The organism is Lentzea kristufekii (assembly GCF_033949925.1).
Taxonomy (GTDB): Bacteria; Actinomycetota; Actinomycetes; order Mycobacteriales; family Pseudonocardiaceae; genus Lentzea; species Lentzea kristufekii.
In genome coordinates this window covers 288,684-311,213 of the sequence record NZ_JAXAVV010000001.1, presented here as the reverse complement: position 1 = coordinate 311,213, position 22,530 = coordinate 288,684, and the positions used below count along the sequence as shown (strand labels likewise).

Below are 22,530 nucleotides of genomic sequence, written 5' to 3'. Positions count from 1 at the left end.
GAATTTATGCAACAATTGTCGGCATGGTGAGCGTCATCGGGGCTGTGGCCGCCGCTGGTCTGGGGACCGTGAGTCCTACGCGTGAGGAGTTCCGCGAGCTCGCGGTGAACCGCCGGGTCATCCCGGTGGTCCGCAAGCTGCTCGCGGACGCGGAGACCCCGGTCGGCCTGTACCGCAAGCTCGGGGCCAATCAGGCCGGCACGTTCCTCTTCGAGTCGGCGGAGAACGGGCGCTCCTGGTCGCGCTGGTCGTTCATCGGCGTGCGGTCGACGGCGGCGCTCACGGCGACGGGCGGTGAGGCGTTCTGGACGGGCACGCGGCCCGTCGGCCTGCCCGACGGCGGCGACCCGCTGCAGGCGCTGCGCGAGACCATCGAGGTGCTGCGCACGGACCCCTTGCCCGGCATGCCCCCGCTGACCGGCGGCATGGTGGGCTACATCGGCTACGACGCGGTGCGGCGGCTGGAGCGGTTGCCCGTCATCGCCGAGGACGACCTGAAGATCCCCGAGCTGGTCATGCTGCTGGCGACCGACCTCGCCGCGCTCGACCACCACGAGGGCACCGTCACGTTGATCGCGAACGCGATCAACTGGGACGACTCGGCCGAGCGGGTCGACGCCGCGTACGACGACGCGGTGCGCCGCCTCGACGAGATGACGACGGCGCTGCACACGCCCGCGCCGCCGACGGCCGCCGTGTTCTCGCGGCCCAAGCCGGAGTTCCGGCGCCGGCGCTCGCAGGCCGAGCACTTCGCGGCCGTCGAGAAGGCCAAGGAGGCCATCCGCGCGGGCGAGGCGTTCCAGATCGTCGTGTCCCAGCGGTTCGAGATCGACACGGACGCCGACGCGCTCGACATCTACCGGGTGCTGCGCGCGACGAATCCCAGCCCGTACATGTACCTGCTGCGCCTCGACGGGTTCGACATCGTCGGGTCCAGCCCGGAGTCGCTGGTCACGGTGCGCGACGGCAAGGCGACCACGCACCCCATCGCGGGCACCCGCTGGCGCAGCGAGGACCCCGAGGAAGACGCCCTGCTGGAGAAGGACCTCCTCGCGGACCACAAGGAACGCGCCGAGCACCTGATGCTCGTCGACCTCGGCCGCAACGACCTGGGGCGCGTCTGCAAGCCGGGTTCGGTGCACGTCGTCGACTTCTTCAAGGTCGAGCGGTACAGCCACGTCATGCACATCGTGTCGACCGTGACCGGTGAGCTGGCCGAGGGCAAGACGGCCTACGACGCCGTCGCCGCCTGCTTCCCGGCGGGCACGCTGTCCGGTGCGCCCAAGCCGCGCGCGATGGAGCTCATCGAGGAACTGGAGCCCACGCGCCGCGGCCTCTACGGCGGCGTCGTCGGCTACTTCGACTTCGCCGGGGACGCGGACACCGCCATCGCCATCCGCACCGCCCTGGTGCGCGACGGGGTGGCGTACGTGCAGGCCGGTGGCGGCATCGTGGCCGACTCGGACCCGCTGGCCGAGGACAACGAGTGCCTGAACAAGGCGGGCGCGGTGCTGGCCGCGATCGCCACCGCGCAGACGATGGCGCCGGCAGTTGAAAGCTAGCTCGCCGCTGTGGATCGCCGCGCTCCTGCTCGTGGGCGCGGCGGGTGCCTTCTGGGGTGCCGGTTCGGTGCCGGTCGCGTTGCTGTGCCTCGCGGCCGTCGCGGCGGTCGTCGCGCTGAGCGGGGTGACGCGCAGGGTCCTGGGCGCGTTGCTGATCGTCGTCGGCATCGCCGGGGCGTTCTCCGGCCACTGGCTGGCGATCGCCGGGGGCGTGCTCGTGGTGGCCTCCGGCGCGCTTCAGGTGGCGCTCGGCGCCCGGATGCCGAAGGTCGGGGTGGGCGGGCAGAAGACCCGCGCGCACGACCCCGAGACGGACATGTGGCGCGCGCTGGAGCGCGGGGACGATCCGACTGACGACAGGACCCCTGGCGGGACGACCTCGAACGAGTGAAGATCATTCATCCACGTTCGTGCATGTGACACGTGTACGGCCTCGGTTAGCTGCGGGGACACTTGAACCCCGGTGGCTGGGGCGTTACTCCGGCGGGGTTAGCATCCCCATAGCGGGAAGGGGAACAACACTGTGACGGTTCTCGAGTCGATCCTCGAAGGTGTGCGTGAGGATCTCGCCGCTCGCGAGGCCAAGTTGCCCTTCGACGTCGTGAAGGAGCGGGCGACCAAGGCCGCCCCGCCGCTCGACGTGCTGTCGGTGCTGCGCGGGCCGAACGTGGGTGTCATCGCCGAGGTCAAGCGCCGCAGCCCCTCCAAGGGCGCGCTGGCGGAGATCCCGGAACCGGCCGAGCTCGCGTCCGCGTACGAGGCGGGCGGCGCGTCGGTGATCAGCGTGCTGACCGAGCAGCGCCGCTTCGGCGGGTCGCTGGCGGACTTCGACGCGGTGCGCCGGGCGGTGAAGATCCCGCTGCTGCGCAAGGACTTCATCGTGTCGCCGTACCAGGTGCACGAGGCGCGCATGCACGGCGCGGACGTGGTGCTGCTGATCGTGGCCGCGCTGGAGCAGAACGCGCTCGTGTCGCTGCTCGACCGCGTCGAGTCGCTCGGCATGACGGCGCTCGTCGAGGTGCACACGGCCGAGGAGGCCGACCGCGCGCTGGAGGCGGGTTCGTCGGTCATCGGAGTGAACGCGCGCAACCTCCACACGTTGGAGGTCGACAAAGACGTTTTCGGCAGGATCGCTCCGGGGCTACCCTCGGAGACGATCAAGATCGCCGAGTCGGGTGTGACCGGGCCCGGCGACCTGATGTCGTACGCCGGCGCGGGTGCCGACGCGGTGCTCGTCGGCGAAAGCCTGGTGACCAGCGGAGACCCCAAGGCCGCCGTGAACAAGCTCGTGACCGCGGGCTCACACCCCGCGTGCCCCCGGCCCAGCCGGTAGGGCACGGTTGATCCAAGCGCCAGAGGAGCTACCCGATGGGCCAGTTCACGCCCACACCGCATGATCCCGACGCACGCGGCCACTTCGGCCCGTGGGGCGGCCGGTTCGTCCCGGAGGCCCTGATCGCCGCGGTGGACGAGTTGGCCGCCGAGTACGACAAGGCGCGGCTCGACCCGGAGTTCGTGAACGAGTTCAAGCGCCTCCTGCGGGACTTCGCGGGCCGTCCGTCGCTGCTGACCGAGGCCCCGAAGTTCGCGGAGCACGCCGGTACGCGGGTGTGGCTCAAGCGCGAGGACCTCAACCACACGGGTTCCCACAAGATCAACAACGTGCTCGGCCAGGCGTTGCTGACCAAGCGCATGGGCAAGCAGCGCGTGATCGCGGAGACCGGCGCCGGCCAGCACGGCGTGGCGACGGCGACCGCGTGCGCGCTCCTCGGCCTCGACTGCGTCGTCTACATGGGCGAGGTCGACACCGAGCGCCAGGCGCTGAACGTCGCGCGCATGCGCCTGCTGGGCGCCGAGGTCATCCCGGTGAAGTCCGGGTCGCGCACCCTGAAGGACGCGATCAACGAGGCGTTGCGCGACTGGGTCACCAACGTCGACGACACGCACTACCTGCTCGGCACCGCCGCCGGCCCGCACCCGTTCCCGCTGCTGGTCCGCGACTTCCACCGGATCATCGGCATCGAGGCGCGCGAGCAGATCCTCGAGAAGGCCGGGCGACTGCCCGACGCCGTCGTCGCCTGCGTCGGTGGCGGCTCGAACGCGATCGGCATCTTCCACGGCTTCATCGACGACGCGGACGTCCGCCTGGTCGGTGTCGAGCCCGGTGGTTCCGGCCTCGACAGCGGCAGCCACGGCGCCACGCTGACGGCGGGCACGCCCGGTTCGCTGCACGGCGCGATGTCGTACGTCATGCAGGACGCGGACGGCCAGATCACCGAGGCGCACTCGATCTCCGCTGGTCTCGACTACCCCGGCGTGGGTCCCGAGCACTCGCACCTGAAGGACATCGGCCGCGCCGAGTACTTCCCGGTCACCGACGCCGAGGCCATGGAGGCGTTCGCCCTGCTCTCGCGCACCGAGGGCATCATCCCGGCGATCGAGTCCTCGCACGCGCTCGCGGGCGCGCTGAAGCTCGGGCCGTCGCTCGGGCCGGACGGACTCCTGGTCGTGAACCTCTCCGGCCGCGGTGACAAGGACATGGACACGGCCGTGAAGTACTTCGGCCTCGCTGACGGGGGACAGGCCTGATGTCGTTGACCGACGTGTTTTCCGCCGCGCGGGCCGAGTCGCGTGCCGCGCTGATCGGCTACCTGCCCGCGGGCTTCCCCACGATCGAGGGTTCCAAGGCCCACCTCCGTTCGATGATCGAGTCCGGGTGCGATCTGGTCGAGGTCGGCCTGCCGTTCTCCGACCCGGTGATGGACGGCCCGACGATCCAGGCCGCCGCCGAGCAGGCGCTGTCCGCGGGTTTCCGCGTGCGGGACCTGTTCGACGTGGTGGCTGCCGTGTCCGACGCCGGTGGGCGTGCGGTCGTGATGACGTACTGGAACCCGGTGCTGCGGTACGGCGTCGACGCGTTCGCGCGCGACCTCGCCGCAACCGGTGGCCTCGGCATCATCACGCCCGACCTCGTGCCGGACGAGGCCGAGGACTGGATGGCCGCATCCGAGGCACATGGCCTCGACCGCACGTTCCTGGTGGCGCCGTCGTCGACCGAGGAGCGCATCGCGATGACCGCGCGTGCCTCGTCCGGCTTCCTCTACGCCACCGCGGTCATGGGCGTCACTGGCGCCCGTGACGTCGTGTCGTCCGCCGCTCCCGCACTCGTCGCGCGGGTGCGCGAGCACACCACGCTGCCCATCGGTGTCGGGCTGGGTGTGCGCTCCGGTGCGCAGGCCGCCGAGATCGCCGGGTTCGCGGACGGCGTCATCGTCGGGTCGGCGTTCGTGTCGGCCGCGGGCGAGAGCGACGCCGCGGTGCGCGCGCTGGCCGCTGACCTCGCCAAGGGTGTGCGATCGGCTGTCGCTCCGGTCTGAACCTCCTTCGCTCCGTGAGACCGCTCGGCCTGCCGGCCGGGCGGTTTTGCTTTGTGTCGCTGGAGAAGCCGCCTCTGCAGCGACGGCCTCGCCTCTTGGTTGTCGGGTGGCGCGGAATTGCTTGAACGGGTTGGACACTGTGCTCGCCATCGAGTGGTTGTCGGGATGGCGGCTATGAAGTTGTCGGGAGCCCTGCCTCCTTTCGGAGCCTTTGACGTTCCTCCAAGAGCATGACACACATTCGAACACCTGATCGAGTGAATCCACGTCGGTTGGGGCCAAAACGCCGTTCGACTGTCGGCCTGAGCTGCGATCGTGGGCTCATGCACAGGCCAGCCATCCGCAGGGCGTGCCACACTGGTGGTGCGCAGGCGGTCAACGGAGGTGATGCCCAGTGGCGGCGCCAGCCGAAGTTCAGCCCGATTTCCTGCTGCCCAAGCACGAAGGGCCTTGGACGCTCAAAGACGTCCTCGCATTGCCGGAAGAGCACAGTCAGCGCATTGAACTCGTCGACGGGATGCTTCTCGTGAGCCCGCTGGGGAGTTACCGGCACCAGCGGCTGGTGGGCAAGGTATTCGTTGCGCTGGATCGCGCATGTCCGGCGCAGTACGAGGCAACTGTCGAACTCAACGTCGCGCTGTCGACCGGCCGCTTGTTGATCCCGGACTTCACAGTGGTGAAGCCGTGTGACGCGGACATCACGTTCCCGGTGTCGAACCTTCTGCTCGCAGGAGAGGTGCTCTCCAAGAGCACGCGAATGAACGACCTCGTGCTCAAACGCCACGTGTATGCGGAAGCCTCAGTTCCTTACTACTTGATCATCGATCCTTCGAAGAAGGTCGTCGAGGCGACGCTGCTCGAACTCGACGACGAGGGCGAGTACGTCGAGATCGCGCGTAGCAAGGCCGGCGTGCTGACGTTCGAGCGGCCGTTCCCGGTCACGATCGAACTGCCCTCCTAGACGTAGAGCCACTCCAGCCGTTCGTGCAGTTCGGCGACGGTCCACGAGGCGAACATCGCGTCACGGGCGTCCGCTGCCTCACCGGCTGGGTGGTAGACCTCCCGACCCATCCATCGTGAGGCGTGGTGGACGCGCGCGGCCCGTTCCGAGCGGAGCGCCACGTACCGCGCAAAAGAGCCGGCCACGTCCTGGGGGTCGAACACGGAGGAGAGGCAGACGGCGTCCTCCAACGCCTGACAGGCGCCCTGCGCGGCGTACTGCAGCACGGGATGGGCGGCGTCCCCGAGCAGCACGACGCGTGAGTCCTGCCAGTTCGTGATCGGCGTGCGGTCGCACAGCACCCACGCACGCCACTCGTCGGCGAGTTCCATGATCCGAGTCGCGTCGTCGCACAACGGCGTGAAGTGCTTCATCACCTCGGCGTGCTCGGCGGGCTTGCCGTTCATGGGCTCCGTGGCACCGTTGTCCGTGGTGGCCACGAGGTTCACGTACCGTCCACCGGCGATCACGTACCAGACGACGTGGTAGCGCGGCCCCGCCCACAGCGTGACCACGTTCTCCTTCAACGAATGCGGCACGTTCTGCGAGGGGATGACCGCGCGGAACGTCGTGTGCCCGGACACCTGCGGATCCCCGTCGCCCACGAGTTGCCGCCGCACCGCCGACCGCAGCCCGTCCGCGCCCACCAGCGCCTCCCCGTGCACGAGATCGCCCGACCGCAGCACCACCGCGACCCCGTCCGCGTCCTGCGTGTAGCCCTCGACACCGCTGCTCACCCGGAGGTCGATCCGCTCGTCGTGCTGGCAGGCGTCGAGCAACGGCGCGAGCACGTCGTTGCGGTGCACCACCGCATAGGTCCCGAACCGCGCCTGAAAACCCGCGTCGATCGGCAACCCGGCGATCTGCCGCCCGGACACCCCGCACCGCAATCGCAACTCGTCCACGTGCACGGCCCGAGCCCGCACCGCGGCACCCACGCCCAGCGAGTCGAGCATGCGGAACCCGTTGGGCCCGACCTGGATGCCGGCGCCGATCTCCTCGAACGCCGCCGCGGCCTCGAGCACCGTCACCCGCACACCGGCCCGCGCGAGCCCGAGCGCCGTCGCCAGCCCGCCGATACCGCCGCCGACCACCAGGACCGTCATGTCCGACCTTTCGCGAGTCCGCCCAGAACCGCGTCCGAGTATTTCGGTTCGTGCCCGGCGGTGGCGTGGCAGGAGGGACTCGCCTTGGGAAGGGGCCACGACTCGCGGACTGCCCGGCTCAGGTCTCCGCGATCATGAACCCCTGAGATCGCACGTTCGGCCCTCAGGCGGGCAGCGCTCCGCAGACGGGCAACGCTTCGCGGGCAGGGAGCGCTCCGCAGACAGACAGTCAGTGGATGAACAGGCACCGTTACGCCGTCCGGCGAGCGGATCACAGGCCTACGACCCGGCGTCCCGGAGTGCGAGCTCAACGCGCCTATGCGCAGCTACCACACACACGCGCCAGGCCGGGTACCCCCAATTTCTATTCTAGTGATCGGCACCGACAGGGTTCGGGCTCGATAACGATCGTGCGCCCCCACGAGACGCTCACAGGCCGACCGGTACGGTGGGCGCCGTGTTGGACGCCCTTCTGGCCACGATCCCGAGTCCCGACCGAGGTGTTTGGTACCTCGGTCCGCTCCCCATCAGGGCCTATGCGCTGTGCATCATCGCCGGCATCATCGTCGCGATCTGGTGGGGTGAGCGCCGCTGGATCGCACGCGGCGGCATCAAGGGCGAGGTCACGGACATCGCCGTGTGGGCGGTGCCGTTCGGCCTCGTCGGCGGGCGGCTCTACCACGTCATCACCGACAACCAGAAGTACTTCGGGCCGGGCAAGGACCCGCTCGCGGCGCTGGAGATCTGGAACGGTGGTCTCGGCATCTGGGGCGCCATCGCGCTCGGTGCCGTCGGTGCGTGGATCGCGTGCCGCCGCAGGGGCATCCCGCTGCCGGCGATGGCGGACGCGCTCGCGCCCGGCATCGTGGTCGCGCAGGCCATCGGGCGGCTCGGCAACTACTTCAACCAGGAGCTCTACGGCGGCGACACGACGTTGCCGTGGGGTCTGGAGATCTACCGTCGCGTCACGCCCGAGGGGCGTGAGGACGCGCTGGCGGGCATCGCCATCGACCACACGCCGATCCAGGTCGTGCACCCGACGTTCCTCTACGAACTGCTGTGGAACCTCGGTGTCGCGCTGCTGATCGTGTGGGCGGACCGGAAGTTCCGGCTGGGCCACGGCCGGGTCTTCGCGCTTTACGTCGCGGGCTACACGGCCGGCCGGTTCTGGATCGAGCTCATGCGCACCGACGAGGCGACGCTGGTCTTCGGCACGCGCGTGAACGTGTTCGTGTCGGCGCTCGTGTTCTTCGGAGCGGTCGCGTACTTCATCATCGCCAAGTCCCGCGGTGAGCGTGAGGACGTCGCCGCGCTGCGCGGCACCGGAGGAGATCCCGCCGAACCCGCGGCAGAAGCGGGGGATGCGGCGGACGTGACCGAAGCAGAAGCCGCGGAGGACAAGAGCGTCGTCGCCGAGGACAGCGACGACGACGCCGCCGAGAAGGACAAGAAGAACTCCCCGGAGTCCGTCAAACCGGAGTGATCTGTGCGCGTGCTCGTCGTCGAGGATGACGACCGGGTGGCCCGAGGCCTGCTGACCGCGCTGCGGCACGCGGGTTACGAGGTGCATCGGGTGGCCACGGCCGCCGACGCGCTGCGTGCCGCACCCGCCGACGTGGTGCTGCTCGACCTCGGCCTGCCCGACGGCGACGGCCTCGACGTGCTGCGCGAGTTGCGGCACCGGCCGGGCACCGCCGTCATCACGGTGACCGCGCGCGGCGAGGAGCGGGAACGCGTGCTCGGCCTGCGTGCCGGGGCCGACGACTACGTGGTGAAGCCGTTCGGGACGTCCGAGCTCCTCGCCCGGATCGAGGCCGTCCTCAGGAGGACGCGTACGCACCGCGCGGAGCCGGAGGCCGAGGGGCCGATCCAGATCGGTCCGCTGCGGATCATCGCTTCGACGCGGGTCGCCACATTGGACGGTGAGCCGCTCTCGCTGACCCGCAAGGAGTTCGACCTCCTCGCGCTCCTCGCGACCCGCAAGGGTGAGGTGGTGAGCCGCGACTTCATCGTGGACCAGGTGTGGCAGGCGCACTGGGAGGCGCCGTCGCGGACGCTCGACACGCACATCGCGGCGTTGCGCGGCAAGCTCGGCGGCCACGTCAAGATCGAGACGGTCAGGGGAGTGGGCTACCGGCTCGCCACGTGACGAGTGTCCGAGAGACATCCACAAGGTGTTGCGGAACAATCACAACCGATGCTCCGCCGACTGCTCGTCATCACCGTTCCGCTGCTCGTCGCCCTGGTCGCGGCGCTCGGCATCCCCTTGGCGTCCGCAGTCGTGCAGCGAGAGACCCAGACGACCTACCTCGACCGTCTCAGCGACGCGAGCAGGTTCGCGGCGCTCGGCGAGAGCGCGTTGCAGTCGGACCGGCTGGAGGCGCTGAGCCAGGAGATCCAGCGCTACGACACCCTCTACGACATCCCGGTCGCACTGGTCAGCGCCGACAAGCGGATCCTGCTGGCGTCACGGCAGGGGTTCGACCCCAGCAACGACCCCGAGGTCACGAAGTCGCTCAACACGGCGCTGAACGGCGGTGTGCGGCCCGAGCCCGAGTACACGGGCTGGCCGTGGCGCACCGGGCCGATGGTCGTCGTCGAGCCGGTGGGGCGCGACAGCGAGGTGGTGGCCGCGGTCGTCACGATCTCGCAGACGCGGGGCCTGCGGACCGAGGTGCTGCGGCAGTGGGGGCTGATGGCGCTGGCCGGGCTCGCGCCGATGCTGGCCGTGGTCGCCGCCGCCTGGCCCATGTCGCGGTGGGTGCTCAGGCCGGTCGGCAGGCTCGACGAGGCGACCGCCGCCGTGGCCGCGGGCAACCTGGACGTGCGGGCGGACGAGGTCGGCGGGCCGCAGGAGCTCCGCAGGCTCGCACGCAGTTTCAACACCATGGTCGACGTCGTCGGCAAGGCCCTGAACAGGCAGAAGGCGTTCGTGGCCGACGCGTCGCACCAGCTGCGGAACCCGCTCGCGAGTCTCCGGCTGGCCGTGGACAACCTCGAACCGCACGTGGACGGCGAGCTCGCGAGGGAAGCGCACCAGATCGCGGTCGAGGAGGCCGAGGAGATGGGGCGCGTGCTCGACACGCTGCTCGCCGCGACCCGGCTCGACAGCGCGCGGCAGACCGAGCCCGTCGAGATCGACCAGCTGCTCGCGACGCACCGGGCGGCCTGGCAGGCGCTCGCGAGCCGGTCCGGTGTCACGCTGAAGATCGACGTGCCGGCGGGCCTCACCATGCAGGAACCGCCCGGTGGCCTCGGCAGCGTGCTCGACGAGCTCGTCAGCAACGCCATCCGGCTCGCCAACGCCACCGAGGTCACGATCACCGGCGAGCACGGTGAGCTGCACGTCGTCGACAACGGTGACGGCCTGAGCGCCGAGGAGCGCGAGCTCGCGCTGCAGCGGTTCTGGCGAGCCACCAAGCACCAGAACATCGCGGGCACCGGGATGGGGCTCGCGATCTGCGCCGAGCTGATCGAGTCGGCCGGCGGCACGCTCACCCTGCACGACGCGGACCCTGGACTGGACGTGAAGGTCGCCCTCAGCGCTTCACGGAACGGAACCAGCGCATAGCGCCGTCGTGCAGCGGCACGAGTCCGGTCGCGATGCCGGTGCGGACGTTTATCCGCGACGCCTCCGGGTGGCCCTCGACGATCCGCGCGGTCTCGGTGAACACCGTGCGCGTCACGACCTCGACGACGTCCGCGCTCAGCGACTCGCGCGCCAGCAGCAGGTTCGGCACCGCGAACGTCTGGTTCGCCGCCACGTCCTCGTAGGTGGTGCTGGGGATCGTCGCCGGGATGTAGGGGCCCTTGTACTTCTCGGCGAGCCTGACCGCTTCCAGCGGGATGTTGACCAGCCGCACGTCGCCCTGCAGAGCGGTGATCGCGGGCGTCGGGATGCCGGTCAGCGCCAGCATCGCGTCCAGTGATCCGTCCGCGACGCGGCGGGACGCCTCGGCGTGCGCCATGCGTTCGTCCATTGCGGACAGGCCGAAGAACTCCAGCATCCGCTTGGCGGTGAACTCCGTGCCGGAACCGATGGGCCCCAACGAGATCCGCTTGCCCGCGAGATCACCGAAGGTGCGGATCGGCGACCCCGCCGGGACCGCGATCTGCATGAAGCTGTCGTAGAGCCGGCCGACCGCGCGGACGCTCTGCGGGTCGTCGATGGGGTCCAAAGAGGACAGCGCGAGCTGGGCTTCACCTGATCGCAACAACTGCAGATTCTCGACCGATGCGGCCGTCGGGATGGCGGTGACCTTCGTGCCGGGCAGCTGCTCGGCCAGCGCCGCCGCCAGGGCCCCTCCGACCTCGCGGAACACCGCGCCTTCCGGCCCGGTCGCGAGCACCAGTTCAGCGGGTGCCTCGACCCTGCGCGGGGTGCACCCGGCAAGAGCCAGTCCGGCCCCTAGCAGAAGCGTGCGACGGCTGAGCGACACCGGCGAAGCCTAGCTGTTACGTCAGGGCTGTCTGAAGTTTCCTCAGGTCGGCTTGTCGGGCCTGGTGGCGCGGCTCACTCTCTCTCCCAACACGTAGTTCAAGGAGGAACAAGTGGCGACCACCACAACAGGCCGCAAACCGATCTACAAGCACCTCTACTTCTGGGTCCTTGTCTCCATCGTGCTGGGCGCGGCCGTCGGCTTCCTGTTCCCCAAACAGGCGTCCGAGATGAAGTGGCTCGCCGACCTGTTCGTGAACCTCGTGAAGGTCGTCATCGCGCCGACCATCTTCGCGACGATCATCGTCGGCATCGCGGGCCTCGGGAACCTCGCCAAGGCGGGCGGGCTCGCGCTCAAGACGATCCTCTACTTCACCGCGATGACCACGGTGGCGCTTGCCATCGGCCTCATCGTCGTGAACATCGTGCAGCCGGGCCACCACGGCGGCGACATCGCGCTCAACGCGAGCCAGGCCGACGCGACGCTGAAGTCCGCCTCGACGGCGGAGACGGGCATCACCGGCTTCATCCTGAGCCTGGTGCCGAAGTCGTTCGTCAGCGCGTTCACCGACGGCCAGCTGATCCAGGTGCTCGTGGTCGCCATCCTCGTGGCCGTCGCGGTCGCCGGCATGGGTGAGCGCGGCGCCAAGGTCGTCTCCGCGATGGAGACGCTCTCCAAGGTGATGTTCGGCATCATCAAGATCGTCATGTACGTCGCGCCGATCGGTGCCTTCGGCGGCATCGCCTACACCGTCGGCAAGTTCGGCGGCAGCGTGCTCGGCAAGCTGCTGTGGCTGATGGGCTCGTTCTACGCCACCTGCATCCTGTTCGTCATCGTGGTGCTCGGCCTGGTCGCGAAGTTCGCGGGCTTCAGCCTCTTCAAGTTCCTGCGCTACATCAAGGACGAGCTCCTGATCGTGCTCGGCACCTCGTCGTCCGAGTCCGTGCTGCCGCGCATGATGGTCAAGCTGGAGGCGGCGGGCGCCCAGAAGTCGGTCGTCGGCCTCACCATCCCGACCGGGTACTCGTTCAACCTCGACGGCACCTGCATCTACCTGACCATGGGCGCGATCTTCATCGCCCAGGCGACCGGCAACGACGTGTCGATCGGCGTCCAGATCGGCCTGCTGCTGTTCATGCTGATCGCGTCGAAGGGCGCGGCGGGCGTCACCGGCGCCGGCCTCGTCACCCTGGCCGCGTCGCTGCAGGCCTTCGAGGCCCACTCGGCCATCCCCGCGGTCGGCATCGCGCTGATCGTCGGCATCGACCGCTTCATGTCCGAGGCCCGCGCCATCACGAACGTGATCGGCAACGGCGTCGGGTCGCTCGTGGTCGCCGCCTGGCAGAAGGGCCTCGACAAGGAGCGCCTGACCGAGGTGCTGAACAACCCCGACAGCGTCGACGTCGACGACCTGCTGGCTCAGCAGACCGGCGCCGAGGGCGACGACAGGAAGGAGCCGGTCGCGGCTCACTGACGACGTCCGTGGCTGGAGGCGACTCTTCCCGCCTCCAGCCACGAGACCCGGCCTCCATGTATGCCGAGGTCCCGCTCTCCCCGCATGCGGCGCGGGGTGAACGGGGCCTAGGTCTCGTTTGGTGGGGAACAATCCTGATCCGCCCGAAAGGACGGAGCCCGCTCGACTTCCGCTGGAGCAGGTGAGCGTCCGCTAACTGGGACGGCAAGCGGCTGAACAGCCAAAACGTCTGAGTACCCAGCTCATCCACTGGCAAATCGGGAATGTCGCGCAACTCTCATCGGACTGGCCGAAGTTGAACGTTCGGTTACGCTTACCCGGCTGTAACGAACGCCGACGTTGGCCGCAATGTCGTTCCGCAGCCGGGAATCGTTACAGTTTGATGACCTAGATCACCCATTGGAGGGTGTCCCTGGGTTTCGCGGCTGTTAAAGTCGCGTCAACACGCGGGCCATCGTCGTCCCGTGCTCCCACCTGTTGGTACGAGGTCTGAGCACGAGGACATTGTTCTTTAGCGAGGACGACGAAGGAGGTCTGCGCAGTGATCTTCTCCGCCATCCCCGGCCCCCAGGGTCTCTACGACCCGGCTGATGAGCGCGACGCGTGCGGCGTCGCCATGGTGGCCGACATCCAGGGCAGGCGTTCCCACGGCATCGTGAGCGATGCCTTGACAGCGCTGGCGAACCTGGAGCACCGAGGCGCCGCCGGCGCCGAGCCCACGTCGGGTGACGGTGCTGGCATCCTCTTGCAGCTGCCGGACGAGTTCCTGCGTGCTGTGGTCGAGTTCGAGCTCCCGGAACGCGACCGGTACGCGGCGGGAATCGCCTTCCTGCCGTTTGAACCCGAAGAACGCGCCGACGCGATGCAGGAGATCGAGCGCATCGCCGAGCAGGAGAACCTCGTCGTTCTCGGCTGGCGCGACGTCCCGGTCGACCCGGAGGGGGCGAACGTCGGCCCGACCGCGATGTCGGTGGCGCCGCACTTCGCGCAGCTGTTCGTGAAGGGCACGCGCGACGAGGCCGGCATCGCCCTCGACCGCCTCGCCTTCTGCCTGCGCAAGCGGGTCGAGCACGAGGGCAGCGTCTACTTCCCGTCGCTGTCGGCGCGCACGATCGTCTACAAGGGAATGCTGACGACCGAGCAGTTGCCGGCGTTCTTCCCCGACCTGCACGACGAGCGCCTCTGCTCGGCGATCGCGTTGGTGCACAGTCGTTTCTCCACGAACACCTTCCCCTCGTGGCCGCTCGCGCACCCGTTCCGGTTCGTCGCGCACAACGGTGAGATCAACACTGTCCGCGGCAACCGCAACCGCATGCGCGCCCGTGAGGCGTTGCTGGACAGCGACCTCATCCCGGGCGACCTCGCCCGGCTGTTCCCGATCTGCAACCCGGACGGCTCGGACTCGGCGTCGTTCGACGAGGTGCTGGAGCTGCTGCACCTCGGTGGCCGCAGCCTTCCGCACGCGGTGCTGATGATGATTCCCGAGGCGTGGGAGAACCACGCCACGATGGACCCGAAGCGCCGTGCGTTCTACCAGTTCCACGCGTCGCTGATGGAGCCGTGGGACGGTCCGGCCTGTGTCACCTTCACCGACGGTGAGCTCGTCGGCGCGGTGCTCGACCGCAACGGCCTGCGCCCGGCCCGCTGGTGGCAGACCGCCGACGGCCGCGTCGTGCTGGCGTCCGAGACCGGTGTGCTCGACGTGCCGTCCGACCAGGTCGTCGCGAAGGGCCGCCTGCAGCCCGGCCGCATGTTCCTCGTGGACACCACCCAGGGCCGCATCATCGACGACGAGGAGTTCAAGTCGTCGCTGGCCTCGGAGTCGCCCTACGACGAGTGGCTGCACGCCGGCCTGCTCGACCTGGCCGACCTGCAGGACCGCGAGCACGTGGTGCAGAGCCACGAGTCCGTCGTGCGCCGCCAGCTCACCTTCGGCTACACCGAGGAAGAGCTGCGGATCCTGCTCACGCCCATGTCGATCATGGGCATGGAGCCGCTGGCCTCGATGGGCACCGACACCCCGGTCGCCGCGCTCAGCCAGCGCTCCCGGCTGCTCTACGACTACTTCGTGCAGAACTTCGCGCAGGTCACGAACCCGCCGCTGGACGCGATCCGCGAAGAGATCGTCACGTCCGTCAAGCGCGTGATGGGCCCCGAGCAGAACCTGCTCGACCCCGGCCCCGTCTCGTGCCGCCACGTGACGCTCGACTACCCGGTCATCGACAACGACGAGCTCGCCAAGCTCATCCACATCAACGACGACGGCGACCTGCCGGGCTTCGCGTGCACGGTCCTTTCCGGACTGTACGAGGTCGACGGCGGGGGCGAGGCTCTCGCCGCCGCGATCGAGCGCGTGCGTCGCGAGGCGTCGGAGGCCATCGCGAACGGCGCTCGGACGCTGGTGCTGTCCGACCGCGACTCGGACCACCGCATGGCGCCGATCCCGTCGCTGCTGCTCGTCTCCTCGGTGCACCACCACCTGGTGCGCACCAAGGAACGCCTGCGCGTCGCGCTCGTCGTCGAGTCCGGTGACTGCCGCGAGGTCCACCACGTCGCCGCGCTGCTGAGCTACGGCGCCGCCGCGGTGAACCCGTACCTCGCGTTCGAGACCATCGAGGACCTGATCAGCCAGGGCGCCATCACCGGCGTGCCCGCGCACAAGGCCGTGCGCAACTACGTCAAGGCGCTCGTCAAGGGCGTCCTGAAGATCATGTCGAAGATGGGCATCTCGACCGTCGGCGCCTACACCGCGGCGCAGATCTTCGAGGCGGTCGGCCTGTCGAACGACCTGCTGGACGAGTACTTCACCGGCACGCAGTCGAAGCTCGGCGGCGCCGGTCTGGAGGTGCTCGCCGAGGAGGTCGCGCTGCGCCACCGCCGCGCGTACCCGGACAACCCGACCGACCGAGCGCACCGCAGGCTCGAGGTCGGCGGCGAGTACTCGTACCGCCGCGAGGGCGAGCTGCACCTGTTCACGCCGGAGACGGTGTTCCTGCTGCAGCACGCCACGAAGACGCGCAAGGAAGAGGTCTTCCGCCAGTACACGGCGGAGGTCGAGCGCATCTCCCGGCAGGGCGGCACGTTGCGCGGGCTGTTCAAGTTCCGCAACGAGGGCCGCACGCCGATCCCGATCGACGAGGTCGAGCCCGTCAGCTCGATCGTCAAGCGCTTCAACACCGGCGCCATGTCGTACGGCTCGATCTCGGCCGAGGCGCACGAGACCCTCGCCATCGCGATGAACCGCCTCGGCGGCCGGTCGAACAGCGGTGAGGGCGGCGAGGACCGCGAGCGCCTGTACGACCCGGAGCGGCGTTCCGCGGTCAAGCAGGTCGCGAGTGGACGGTTCGGTGTCACGAGCGAGTACCTCGTGAACGCCACGGACATCCAGATCAAGATGGCGCAGGGCGCGAAGCCCGGCGAGGGCGGGCAGCTGCCCGGCTTCAAGGTCTACCCGTGGGTCGCGCGCACCCGGCACTCCACGCCGGGTGTCGGCCTGATCTCGCCGCCGCCGCACCACGACATCTACTCGATCGAGGATCTGGCGCAACTCATCCACGATCTTAAAAACGCGAACGAGCAGGCACGGGTTCACGTGAAGCTCGTCTCGTCGATCGGCGTGGGCACGGTCGCGGCGGGTGTCGCCAAGGCGCACGCGGACGTCGTGCTGATCTCCGGCTACGACGGCGGCACCGGCGCCTCGCCGATGAACTCGCTGAAGCACGCCGGAACGCCGTGGGAGATCGGCCTCGCCGAGACCCAGCAGACGTTGCTGCTCAACGGCCTGCGCGACCGCATCACCGTCCAGGTCGACGGCGCGATGCGCACCGGTCGTGACGTCGTGGTCGCCGCGCTCCTCGGCGCCGAGGAGTTCGGCTTCGCCACCGCACCGCTGATCGTCGCGGGCTGCGTGATGATGCGCGTCTGCCACCTGGACACGTGCCCGGTCGGCGTCGCCACGCAGAACCCCGACCTGCGCGCCCGCTACACCGGCCAGGCCGACCACGTCGTGAACTTCTTCGAGTTCATCGCGCAGGAGGCCCGCGAGATCCTCGCCGAGCTGGGCTTCCGCACGATCGACGAGGCCGTCGGTCACGCGGAGCTGCTCGACAAGGACGAGGCGATCGAGCACTGGAAGACCGCGGGCCTGAACCTGGACCCGGTCTTCGAGGTGCCGGAGACCCCGTACCCGACGGCGAAGCGCAAGATCCGCGACCAGGACCACGGCCTCGACAAGGCCCTGGACCGCACGCTGATCCAGCTCGCCGAGGCGGCGCTGGAGGACGCGCACCAGGTCACCCTGGAACTGCCCGTCCGCAACGTCAACCGCACGGTCGGCACGCTGCTCGGCGCCGAGGTCACCCGCCGCTACGGCGGCGAGGGCCTGGAGGACGACACGATCCGGGTCAAGCTGACCGGGTCGGCCGGGCAGTCGCTCGGCGCGTTCCTGCCGCGCGGCATCACGCTGGAGATGGTCGGCGACGCGAACGACTACGTCGGCAAGGGCCTGTCCGGCGGGCGGATCATCGTCCGGCCGCACGACGACGCGCCGTTCCGCGCCGAGGACCAGGTGATCGCGGGCAACGTGATCGGCTACGGCGCCACGTCCGGTGAGATCTTCCTGCGCGGCCGGGTCGGCGAACGCTTCTGCGTCCGCAACTCCGGCGCGTTGCTGGTGGCGGAGGGCGTGGGCGACCACGCGTTCGAATACATGACCGGTGGCCGGGCCGTGGTGCTCGGGCCGACCGGGCGCAACGTCGCGGCCGGCATGTCCGGTGGCATCGCGTACGTGCTCGACCTGGATCCCCTGTCGGTGAACCAGGAGATGGTGAATCTGCAGCGCCTCAGCGCCGAGGACCTGCGTTGGCTCAAGGACGCCGTCACCAAGCACCACAACGCGACGGGCTCTGCCGTCGCCGCGTCGCTGCTCGGTGACTGGACCCGTCGGGCCGGTGCGTTCACGAAGGTCATGCCCGGTGACTACCAGCGCGTTCTCGAGGCCATGCGCCTCGCCCGCGCCGAGGGCCGGGACGTTGACGCGGCTGTCATGGAGGCGTCTCGTGGCTGATCCACAGGGATTCATGAAGTACACCCGCTCGGACGCGCCGAAGCGTCCGAAGCCGGAACGACTGCAGGACTGGAACGAGGTCTACCTCCACGAGGACCCCGTCGAGCGCAACAACGCCGTGCGCACGCAGGCCACGCGGTGCATGGACTGCGGCATTCCCTTCTGCCACAGCGGAACGGCGGGTTGTCCACTCGGGAACCTGATCCCCGAGTGGAACGACCTGGTGCGCCGCGGCGACTGGGAGCTCGCCTCGGACCGGTTGCACGCCACCAACAACTTCCCGGAGTTCACGGGTCGTCTGTGCCCGGCACCGTGTGAGGCCGCCTGCGTGCTGTCGATCTCGCACGACGCCGGTGGTGCCGTCGCGATCAAGCGGGTCGAGGAGACCATCGCGGACGTGTCGTGGGAGAACGGCTACGTGCAGCCGGCCCAGGCGACGGTGTCCTCCGGCAAGCGCGTCGCGATCGTCGGTTCCGGCCCCGCCGGACTCGCCGCCGCGCAGCAGCTGACCCGCGCGGGCCACGAGGTCGTGGTGTACGAACGGGACGACCGGCTCGGTGGCCTGCTGCGGTACGGCATCCCCGAGTTCAAGATGGAGAAGAAGGTCCTCGACCGGCGCCTGGCGCAGCTTCGCCGCGAGGGCACCAAGTTCGTCACCGGCTGCGAGGTCGGCGTCGACATCACCGTCGAGGAGCTGCGGGCCGAGTTCGACTCGGTCGTGCTCGCCGTCGGCGCGCTGCGGGGCCGTGACGACAAGACGACTCCGGGTCGCGAGCTCAAGGGCGTGCACCTCGCGATGGACCACCTGGTCCCCGCGAACCGCGCCGTCGAGGGCGACGGCCCGTCCGCGATCTCGGCCGAGGGCAAGCACGTCATCGTCATCGGCGGTGGCGACACGGGCGCCGACTGCTACGGCACCGCGACCCGCCAGGGCGCGCTGTCCGTGACGCAGCTCGACCAGTACCCGATGCCGCCGTCGGTCCGCGACGACGACCGTTCGCCGTGGCCGGTGTGGCCGCACATCCTGCGCACGTACCCCGCGCACGAGGAGGCGGGCGAGCGCCGCTTCACCGTGGCGGTCAAGCGTTTCGTGGGTGACGACGACGGTCACGTGCGCTTCATCGAGCTGCAGCAGGTGCGCGTCGAGAAGGACTCGTCCGGCCGCCGCAGGGTGGTGCCGTTGACCGACGAGATCGAGGTCCTGCCCGCGGACATGGTGCTGCTGGCGATCGGCTTCGAAGGCGTCGAGCACATGCGGCTGCTCGACGACCTGGGCATCTCCCTCACGCAACGCGGCACGATCTCGTGCGGCTCCGACTGGCAGACGACCGCGCCCGGCGTGTTCGTCTGCGGGGACGCCCACCGCGGCGCCTCCCTCGTGGTGTGGGCCATCGCGGAGGGGCGGTCCGTGGCGAACGCCGTGGACAGCTTCCTCACGGGTTCCTCGAACCTGCCTTCGCCGGTGATCCCGAACCAGCTTCCGCTCGCTGTGGTCTGACAACGGCGTCCGACCACCGGAGAGCAGCATGACGCCCCGCGCGACAACGACGTCGCGTGGGGCGTTCGCCTTTCTGACGGATGTCGGGGAGAAGATCGCCGACCCGCCGGCGCGGTAGCCCGCTACCGTGCGCTCGTGCGAGAAACCGGTGGGATGGGCTGTACCGCAACACCGGCGGATCGTCCCGGACCTGGACGTGGGACGAGGTCGGCACGACGTGGCGTACCGGCTTCTCGTGCTCACGGCCATGGACGACCTCGCGGTCGCTCCCGAGGCCGCGAAGCCCGGAGAGCGCGAGACGATCACGGTGATCTCGCCGGTGAGCTTCCCGGTGGTACCTGGGCACATGGGGCTTTCCTTCTGCAGTCCCCGCGGCCGGCGCCGCGAGTTCCGCCAGTACCTGGTCGAGGACGCCGTCGACGCGTTCTGGGACCTCGTGGAGGAGAAGTTCGGCATCACCCGCTAGTAGAGCGTCGCGGCTAAGTTGTGCTCCGTTGAGCAGGGCAGAGGGCTGGGCGGTGTGGTCGCTCGTTACCGAAAGCCCCGAATGGTCGCGCTCTCACGCACATTTGCCGCCGAGTTGGCGGCAGAAAACTGCCGGCGCAATCGTTTGCTGATCACCTCAAGTACCGCCAACCGTGCAGGTGACAGCCATGAGAGCGCGATCTTCATGATCGAAGCCCGGCCACCTGCCGGCGTCCCTCCCGCTCGTCACTAATCCAAGAGTTAGCCGCGACGCTCTACTAGCACCGCAGGTGTCGCGGTAGGCCAGTTCCGGCAGGTGCTTCCGCCACTCGAGCGGGCTGAGGCCGCCGTCCGCGACCTCGCAGGCACGGGCGAACAGGCCGCCGGACGACGCCTCCCCGAACGAACTGAGCAACGTGGTGGCCAGTTCGGCGTTCGTGTCCGGGCTCGGCGCCACCGCGTGCGCCGCCAAGCCGAGGCGCAGTGCCAGCCGCGGTGAGGAGGGGCGCGCGACCTGTGCCTGCGCGACGAGTGCGCGTGCTGTCGCCTTGTCGCGGTCGACGCCCGCGTTGTGCCACTGGACTGCCGCGAGTCCCGCCGCGCCGACCGCGGCCACGAGGAACACCGCCAGCCAGCTGACCGTGCGCCTGCGGTCGCGCCGGCGTTCGTGCCGCAGCGTGTGGATCCGGTCGCGGCTCATGGCGAGGAACCCCAGGGCGTCGGGGGAGAGGTCGTCGTCGGCCACCAGCGGCGAGATGGCGGCGAACGTGTCCTCGTTCAGCAGCAGGTGGTCGGCGCACTCGCCCTCGATCCACTGCGACGCGTCCAGCTCGACGGACTGGGCCGCGCGCAGGCCGATCTGGCGCTCGTCGATCGCGCTGCGCAGCGGCAGCCACTCGGTGAACAACGCCTCGTGCGCGACACCGATCCAGCGGCCCTGCTGGTCGCCGCTCGCGGTGAGCAGGCGGTGCCGGACGAACACCTCGAACGCGTCGCGGGTGTGGAAGTCCAGCTGGGCCAGGCTGACGCGCTTGCGGGTCGGACTGCCGGTGTGGTCGAGCGTGGCGAGGGACGCGAGCCGGGCGAGCAGTTCCTCCTTGCCCGTCCCGGTTTCCGCCACGGCGCTGTCGAGCACGTCGTCGGCGTGACGGGCGAGTGCGCCGTGCACGCCGCCGAGGTGCTCGTACCGTTCGCTGGACAGCGTGCCGCCGCGGGGCACGCCCATCGCCAGTTGCTGCAACGTGAACGCGAGCAACGGCAGCGCCTCTCCGTTCGCCGTGTCCTCGACCAGCCGCGCGACGAGTTCGGGGTGCACCTTGAGCCCGGCCACGCGGGCGGGGCCGGTGATCACGACGTTGAGCACTTCCCGCGCCAGCGGCGCCAGCACGTAACCGCCGAGGTGGACACCGCTCAGTTCGGGCAACGCCCGCAGATCGTCCAGGAACTCCGACCGCAGCGTGACGATCACCCGCACGTTGTCCGCGAGCGCCTCCCTGAGCAGGCTCGCGACGATCTGGCGGTCCTTCTCGCCGGCACGGGTGAAGAGCTCCTCGGCCTGGTCGATGGTGATCAGCAGCCTGCGGTCCTCGTCCACGAGCTCCTGGGCCACACCGCGCAGCCCGTCGAGGACGAGCCGGTCCTTGGCCTCCGTCAGCGTCCAGCGCAGGCCGACGCGTTCGGCGGTCTTGCGCACCGCTCGGGCGAGCGCGTCGAGCGGGTCGTTGCCCGGTAGCCACGGCGGCATGACGAGCCAGCGCGGGTCGTCCGCCAGCTGGGCCAGCAGGCCGGCCCTGACCAGTGACGACTTGCCGCAGCCGGACGGGCCGACGACGGCGAGCAGGCCGGGCGCACGGCGCACCCTGCGGGCGAGCGCGCGGGTCTCGGCGTCACGGCCGAAGAACACCGCGCTCAACGCCGTGGTGAACGCGTCCAGGCCGGGGAACGGCTCCTGGTCCTTCGCGAGCTTGCGGCCACCGGCGTCGAACTGCCGCAGCGCCTTCTCCAGGTGCTCGCGGGCGGTGGCGTGCGGGATGTGGTTGAGGTGCCTGATCAACGGGTGGATGACGCCGCCCAGCTGGACCGGCAGCAGGAGGCATCCCAGCGCGTCCGCGATGGCGACCTCGGCGGTGCACCAGCTCGACACGACCGATGCCTCGCTGACGACGCACACGACGGCGTCGGCCTTGCGCAGTTCGAGGTGCAAACGCTCGCGCCAGGCCTCACCCACCTGAATCCCGTCGTCGGGGTGAACTTCCAGGAAAGTTTCGTGGTCGTGGTCGAGCCAGTCCCGGATCTGTGTCGCGATCGCCACATTCTGCGTCGCGTGGCTGATGAAAACCCTCGCCACGACGGCCTCCTTTGGCATTCGGTCACCGATTGTGCAGATCTGGCAGGGATCGGTGGCCGGTTGTCCACTAAATGGCACATCTACAACGCACGAGGATCACTCTGTGCATACATACGTTTCCGTGAAACCGGAAACACTTTCGGGTGAAACTTCTGTGTGATGCGGGCGAAGTCAGTCTCGTATATCGCGAAGGTTGT

General features: G+C 69.4%; 16 protein-coding genes. 13 read left to right on the top strand and 3 right to left on the bottom strand.

Annotation, left to right across the window (positions count from 1 at the left end; translation table 11 throughout):
* Nucleotides 1-23 precede the first annotated feature (23 nt).
* The 6 genes from SK571_RS01500 to SK571_RS01475 all read left to right on the top strand — a co-directional run bounded on the left by SK571_RS01500 (nucleotide 24) and on the right by SK571_RS01475 (nucleotide 5,900).
* The gene (locus SK571_RS01500; protein WP_319982200.1) at nucleotides 24-1,562 is read left to right on the top strand and encodes an anthranilate synthase component I; all 1,539 of its coding nucleotides are present in this window, start codon (nucleotides 24-26) and stop codon (nucleotides 1,560-1,562) included.
* Nucleotides 1,552-1,953: a hypothetical protein gene (locus SK571_RS01495; protein ID WP_319982199.1), complete on the top strand. Its 402-nt coding sequence runs from the start codon at nucleotides 1,552-1,554 to the stop codon at nucleotides 1,951-1,953. The genes SK571_RS01500 and SK571_RS01495 overlap by 11 nt, the downstream gene beginning before the upstream one ends.
* Nucleotides 1,954-2,085: 132 nt before the next feature.
* A complete protein-coding gene (trpC, locus tag SK571_RS01490) occupies nucleotides 2,086-2,895 on the top strand; it encodes an indole-3-glycerol phosphate synthase TrpC (protein WP_319982198.1) in 810 nt (269 codons plus the stop codon).
* Nucleotides 2,896-2,930: 35 nt separating this feature from the next.
* Nucleotides 2,931-4,151 carry a tryptophan synthase subunit beta gene (gene trpB / locus SK571_RS01485; RefSeq protein ID WP_319982197.1) on the top strand — a complete coding sequence of 407 codons (1,221 nt, stop codon included), beginning with the start codon at nucleotides 2,931-2,933 and terminating at the stop codon, nucleotides 4,149-4,151.
* The gene (trpA, locus tag SK571_RS01480) at nucleotides 4,148-4,939 is read left to right on the top strand and encodes a tryptophan synthase subunit alpha (protein WP_319982539.1); all 792 of its coding nucleotides are present in this window, start codon (nucleotides 4,148-4,150) and stop codon (nucleotides 4,937-4,939) included. The genes trpB and trpA overlap by 4 nt, the downstream gene beginning before the upstream one ends.
* A 394-nt stretch (nucleotides 4,940-5,333) precedes the next feature.
* Complete coding sequence (locus SK571_RS01475; protein WP_319982196.1) at nucleotides 5,334-5,900, top strand: Uma2 family endonuclease; 567 nt, start codon at nucleotides 5,334-5,336, stop codon at nucleotides 5,898-5,900.
* Here the strand turns inward: SK571_RS01475 and SK571_RS01470 are convergent.
* Nucleotides 5,897-7,045, bottom strand: coding sequence for an FAD-dependent monooxygenase (locus tag SK571_RS01470; protein ID WP_319982195.1), 1,149 nt, complete (start codon nucleotides 7,043-7,045; stop codon nucleotides 5,897-5,899). The genes SK571_RS01475 and SK571_RS01470 overlap by 4 nt on opposite strands.
* Nucleotides 7,046-7,505: 460 nt before the next feature.
* Here SK571_RS01470 and lgt point away from each other — a divergent pair, with 460 nt between their 5' ends.
* The 3 genes from lgt to SK571_RS01455 are packed head-to-tail and all read left to right on the top strand — an operon-like array spanning nucleotide 7,506 to nucleotide 10,616.
* On the top strand, nucleotides 7,506-8,528 hold the full coding sequence (lgt, locus tag SK571_RS01465) for a prolipoprotein diacylglyceryl transferase (protein WP_319982538.1): 1,023 nt from the start codon (nucleotides 7,506-7,508) through the stop codon (nucleotides 8,526-8,528).
* 3 nt (nucleotides 8,529-8,531) lie between these two features.
* On the top strand, nucleotides 8,532-9,194 hold the full coding sequence (locus SK571_RS01460; protein ID WP_319982194.1) for a response regulator transcription factor: 663 nt from the start codon (nucleotides 8,532-8,534) through the stop codon (nucleotides 9,192-9,194).
* Nucleotides 9,195-9,242: 48 nt separating this feature from the next.
* Nucleotides 9,243-10,616, top strand: a complete 1,374-nt coding sequence (locus tag SK571_RS01455; RefSeq protein WP_319982193.1) for a sensor histidine kinase — start codon at nucleotides 9,243-9,245, stop codon at nucleotides 10,614-10,616.
* Here the strand turns inward: SK571_RS01455 and SK571_RS01450 are convergent.
* A complete protein-coding gene (locus tag SK571_RS01450) occupies nucleotides 10,585-11,484 on the bottom strand; it encodes a TAXI family TRAP transporter solute-binding subunit (RefSeq protein ID WP_319982192.1) in 900 nt (299 codons plus the stop codon). The two genes, SK571_RS01455 and SK571_RS01450, sit on opposite strands and share 32 nt — an antisense overlap.
* A 112-nt stretch (nucleotides 11,485-11,596) precedes the next feature.
* On the opposite strand from SK571_RS01450, the gene dctA reads away from it, so the two are divergent.
* The 4 genes from dctA to SK571_RS01430 all read left to right on the top strand — a co-directional run bounded on the left by dctA (nucleotide 11,597) and on the right by SK571_RS01430 (nucleotide 19,987).
* Entirely contained in the window at nucleotides 11,597-12,958 is a 1,362-nt protein-coding gene (dctA, locus tag SK571_RS01445) for a C4-dicarboxylate transporter DctA (protein WP_319982191.1), read from the top strand.
* Nucleotides 12,959-13,499: 541 nt separating this feature from the next.
* On the top strand, nucleotides 13,500-18,023 hold the full coding sequence (gene gltB / locus SK571_RS01440) for a glutamate synthase large subunit (protein WP_319982190.1): 4,524 nt from the start codon (nucleotides 13,500-13,502) through the stop codon (nucleotides 18,021-18,023).
* Entirely contained in the window at nucleotides 18,016-19,521 is a 1,506-nt protein-coding gene (locus SK571_RS01435) for a glutamate synthase subunit beta (protein WP_319982189.1), read from the top strand. Before gltB ends, SK571_RS01435 begins: the two co-directional genes overlap by 8 nt.
* Before the next feature lie 217 nt (nucleotides 19,522-19,738).
* On the top strand, nucleotides 19,739-19,987 hold the full coding sequence (locus SK571_RS01430; RefSeq protein WP_319982188.1) for a hypothetical protein: 249 nt from the start codon (nucleotides 19,739-19,741) through the stop codon (nucleotides 19,985-19,987).
* Nucleotides 19,988-20,143: 156 nt separating this feature from the next.
* On the opposite strand, the gene SK571_RS01425 is transcribed toward SK571_RS01430, so the two are convergent.
* Nucleotides 20,144-22,333 (bottom strand): toll/interleukin-1 receptor domain-containing protein, encoded by a 2,190-nt coding sequence (locus SK571_RS01425; protein ID WP_319982187.1) that lies wholly within the window; start codon nucleotides 22,331-22,333, stop codon nucleotides 20,144-20,146.
* Between the last annotated feature and the right edge of the window lie 197 nt (nucleotides 22,334-22,530).

Excerpts from the sequence above, each read along its gene's own strand:
- SK571_RS01500 (WP_319982200.1), top strand. The coding sequence starts at position 24 with ATGGTGAGCGTCATCGGGGCTGTGGCCGCCGCTGGTCTGGGGACCGTG.
- trpB (WP_319982197.1), top strand. The coding sequence starts at position 2,931 with ATGGGCCAGTTCACGCCCACACCGCATGATCCCGACGCACGCGGCCAC.
- SK571_RS01470 (WP_319982195.1), bottom strand. The coding sequence starts at position 7,045 with ATGACGGTCCTGGTGGTCGGCGGCGGTATCGGCGGGCTGGCGACGGCG.
- SK571_RS01455 (WP_319982193.1), top strand. The coding sequence starts at position 9,243 with ATGCTCCGCCGACTGCTCGTCATCACCGTTCCGCTGCTCGTCGCCCTG.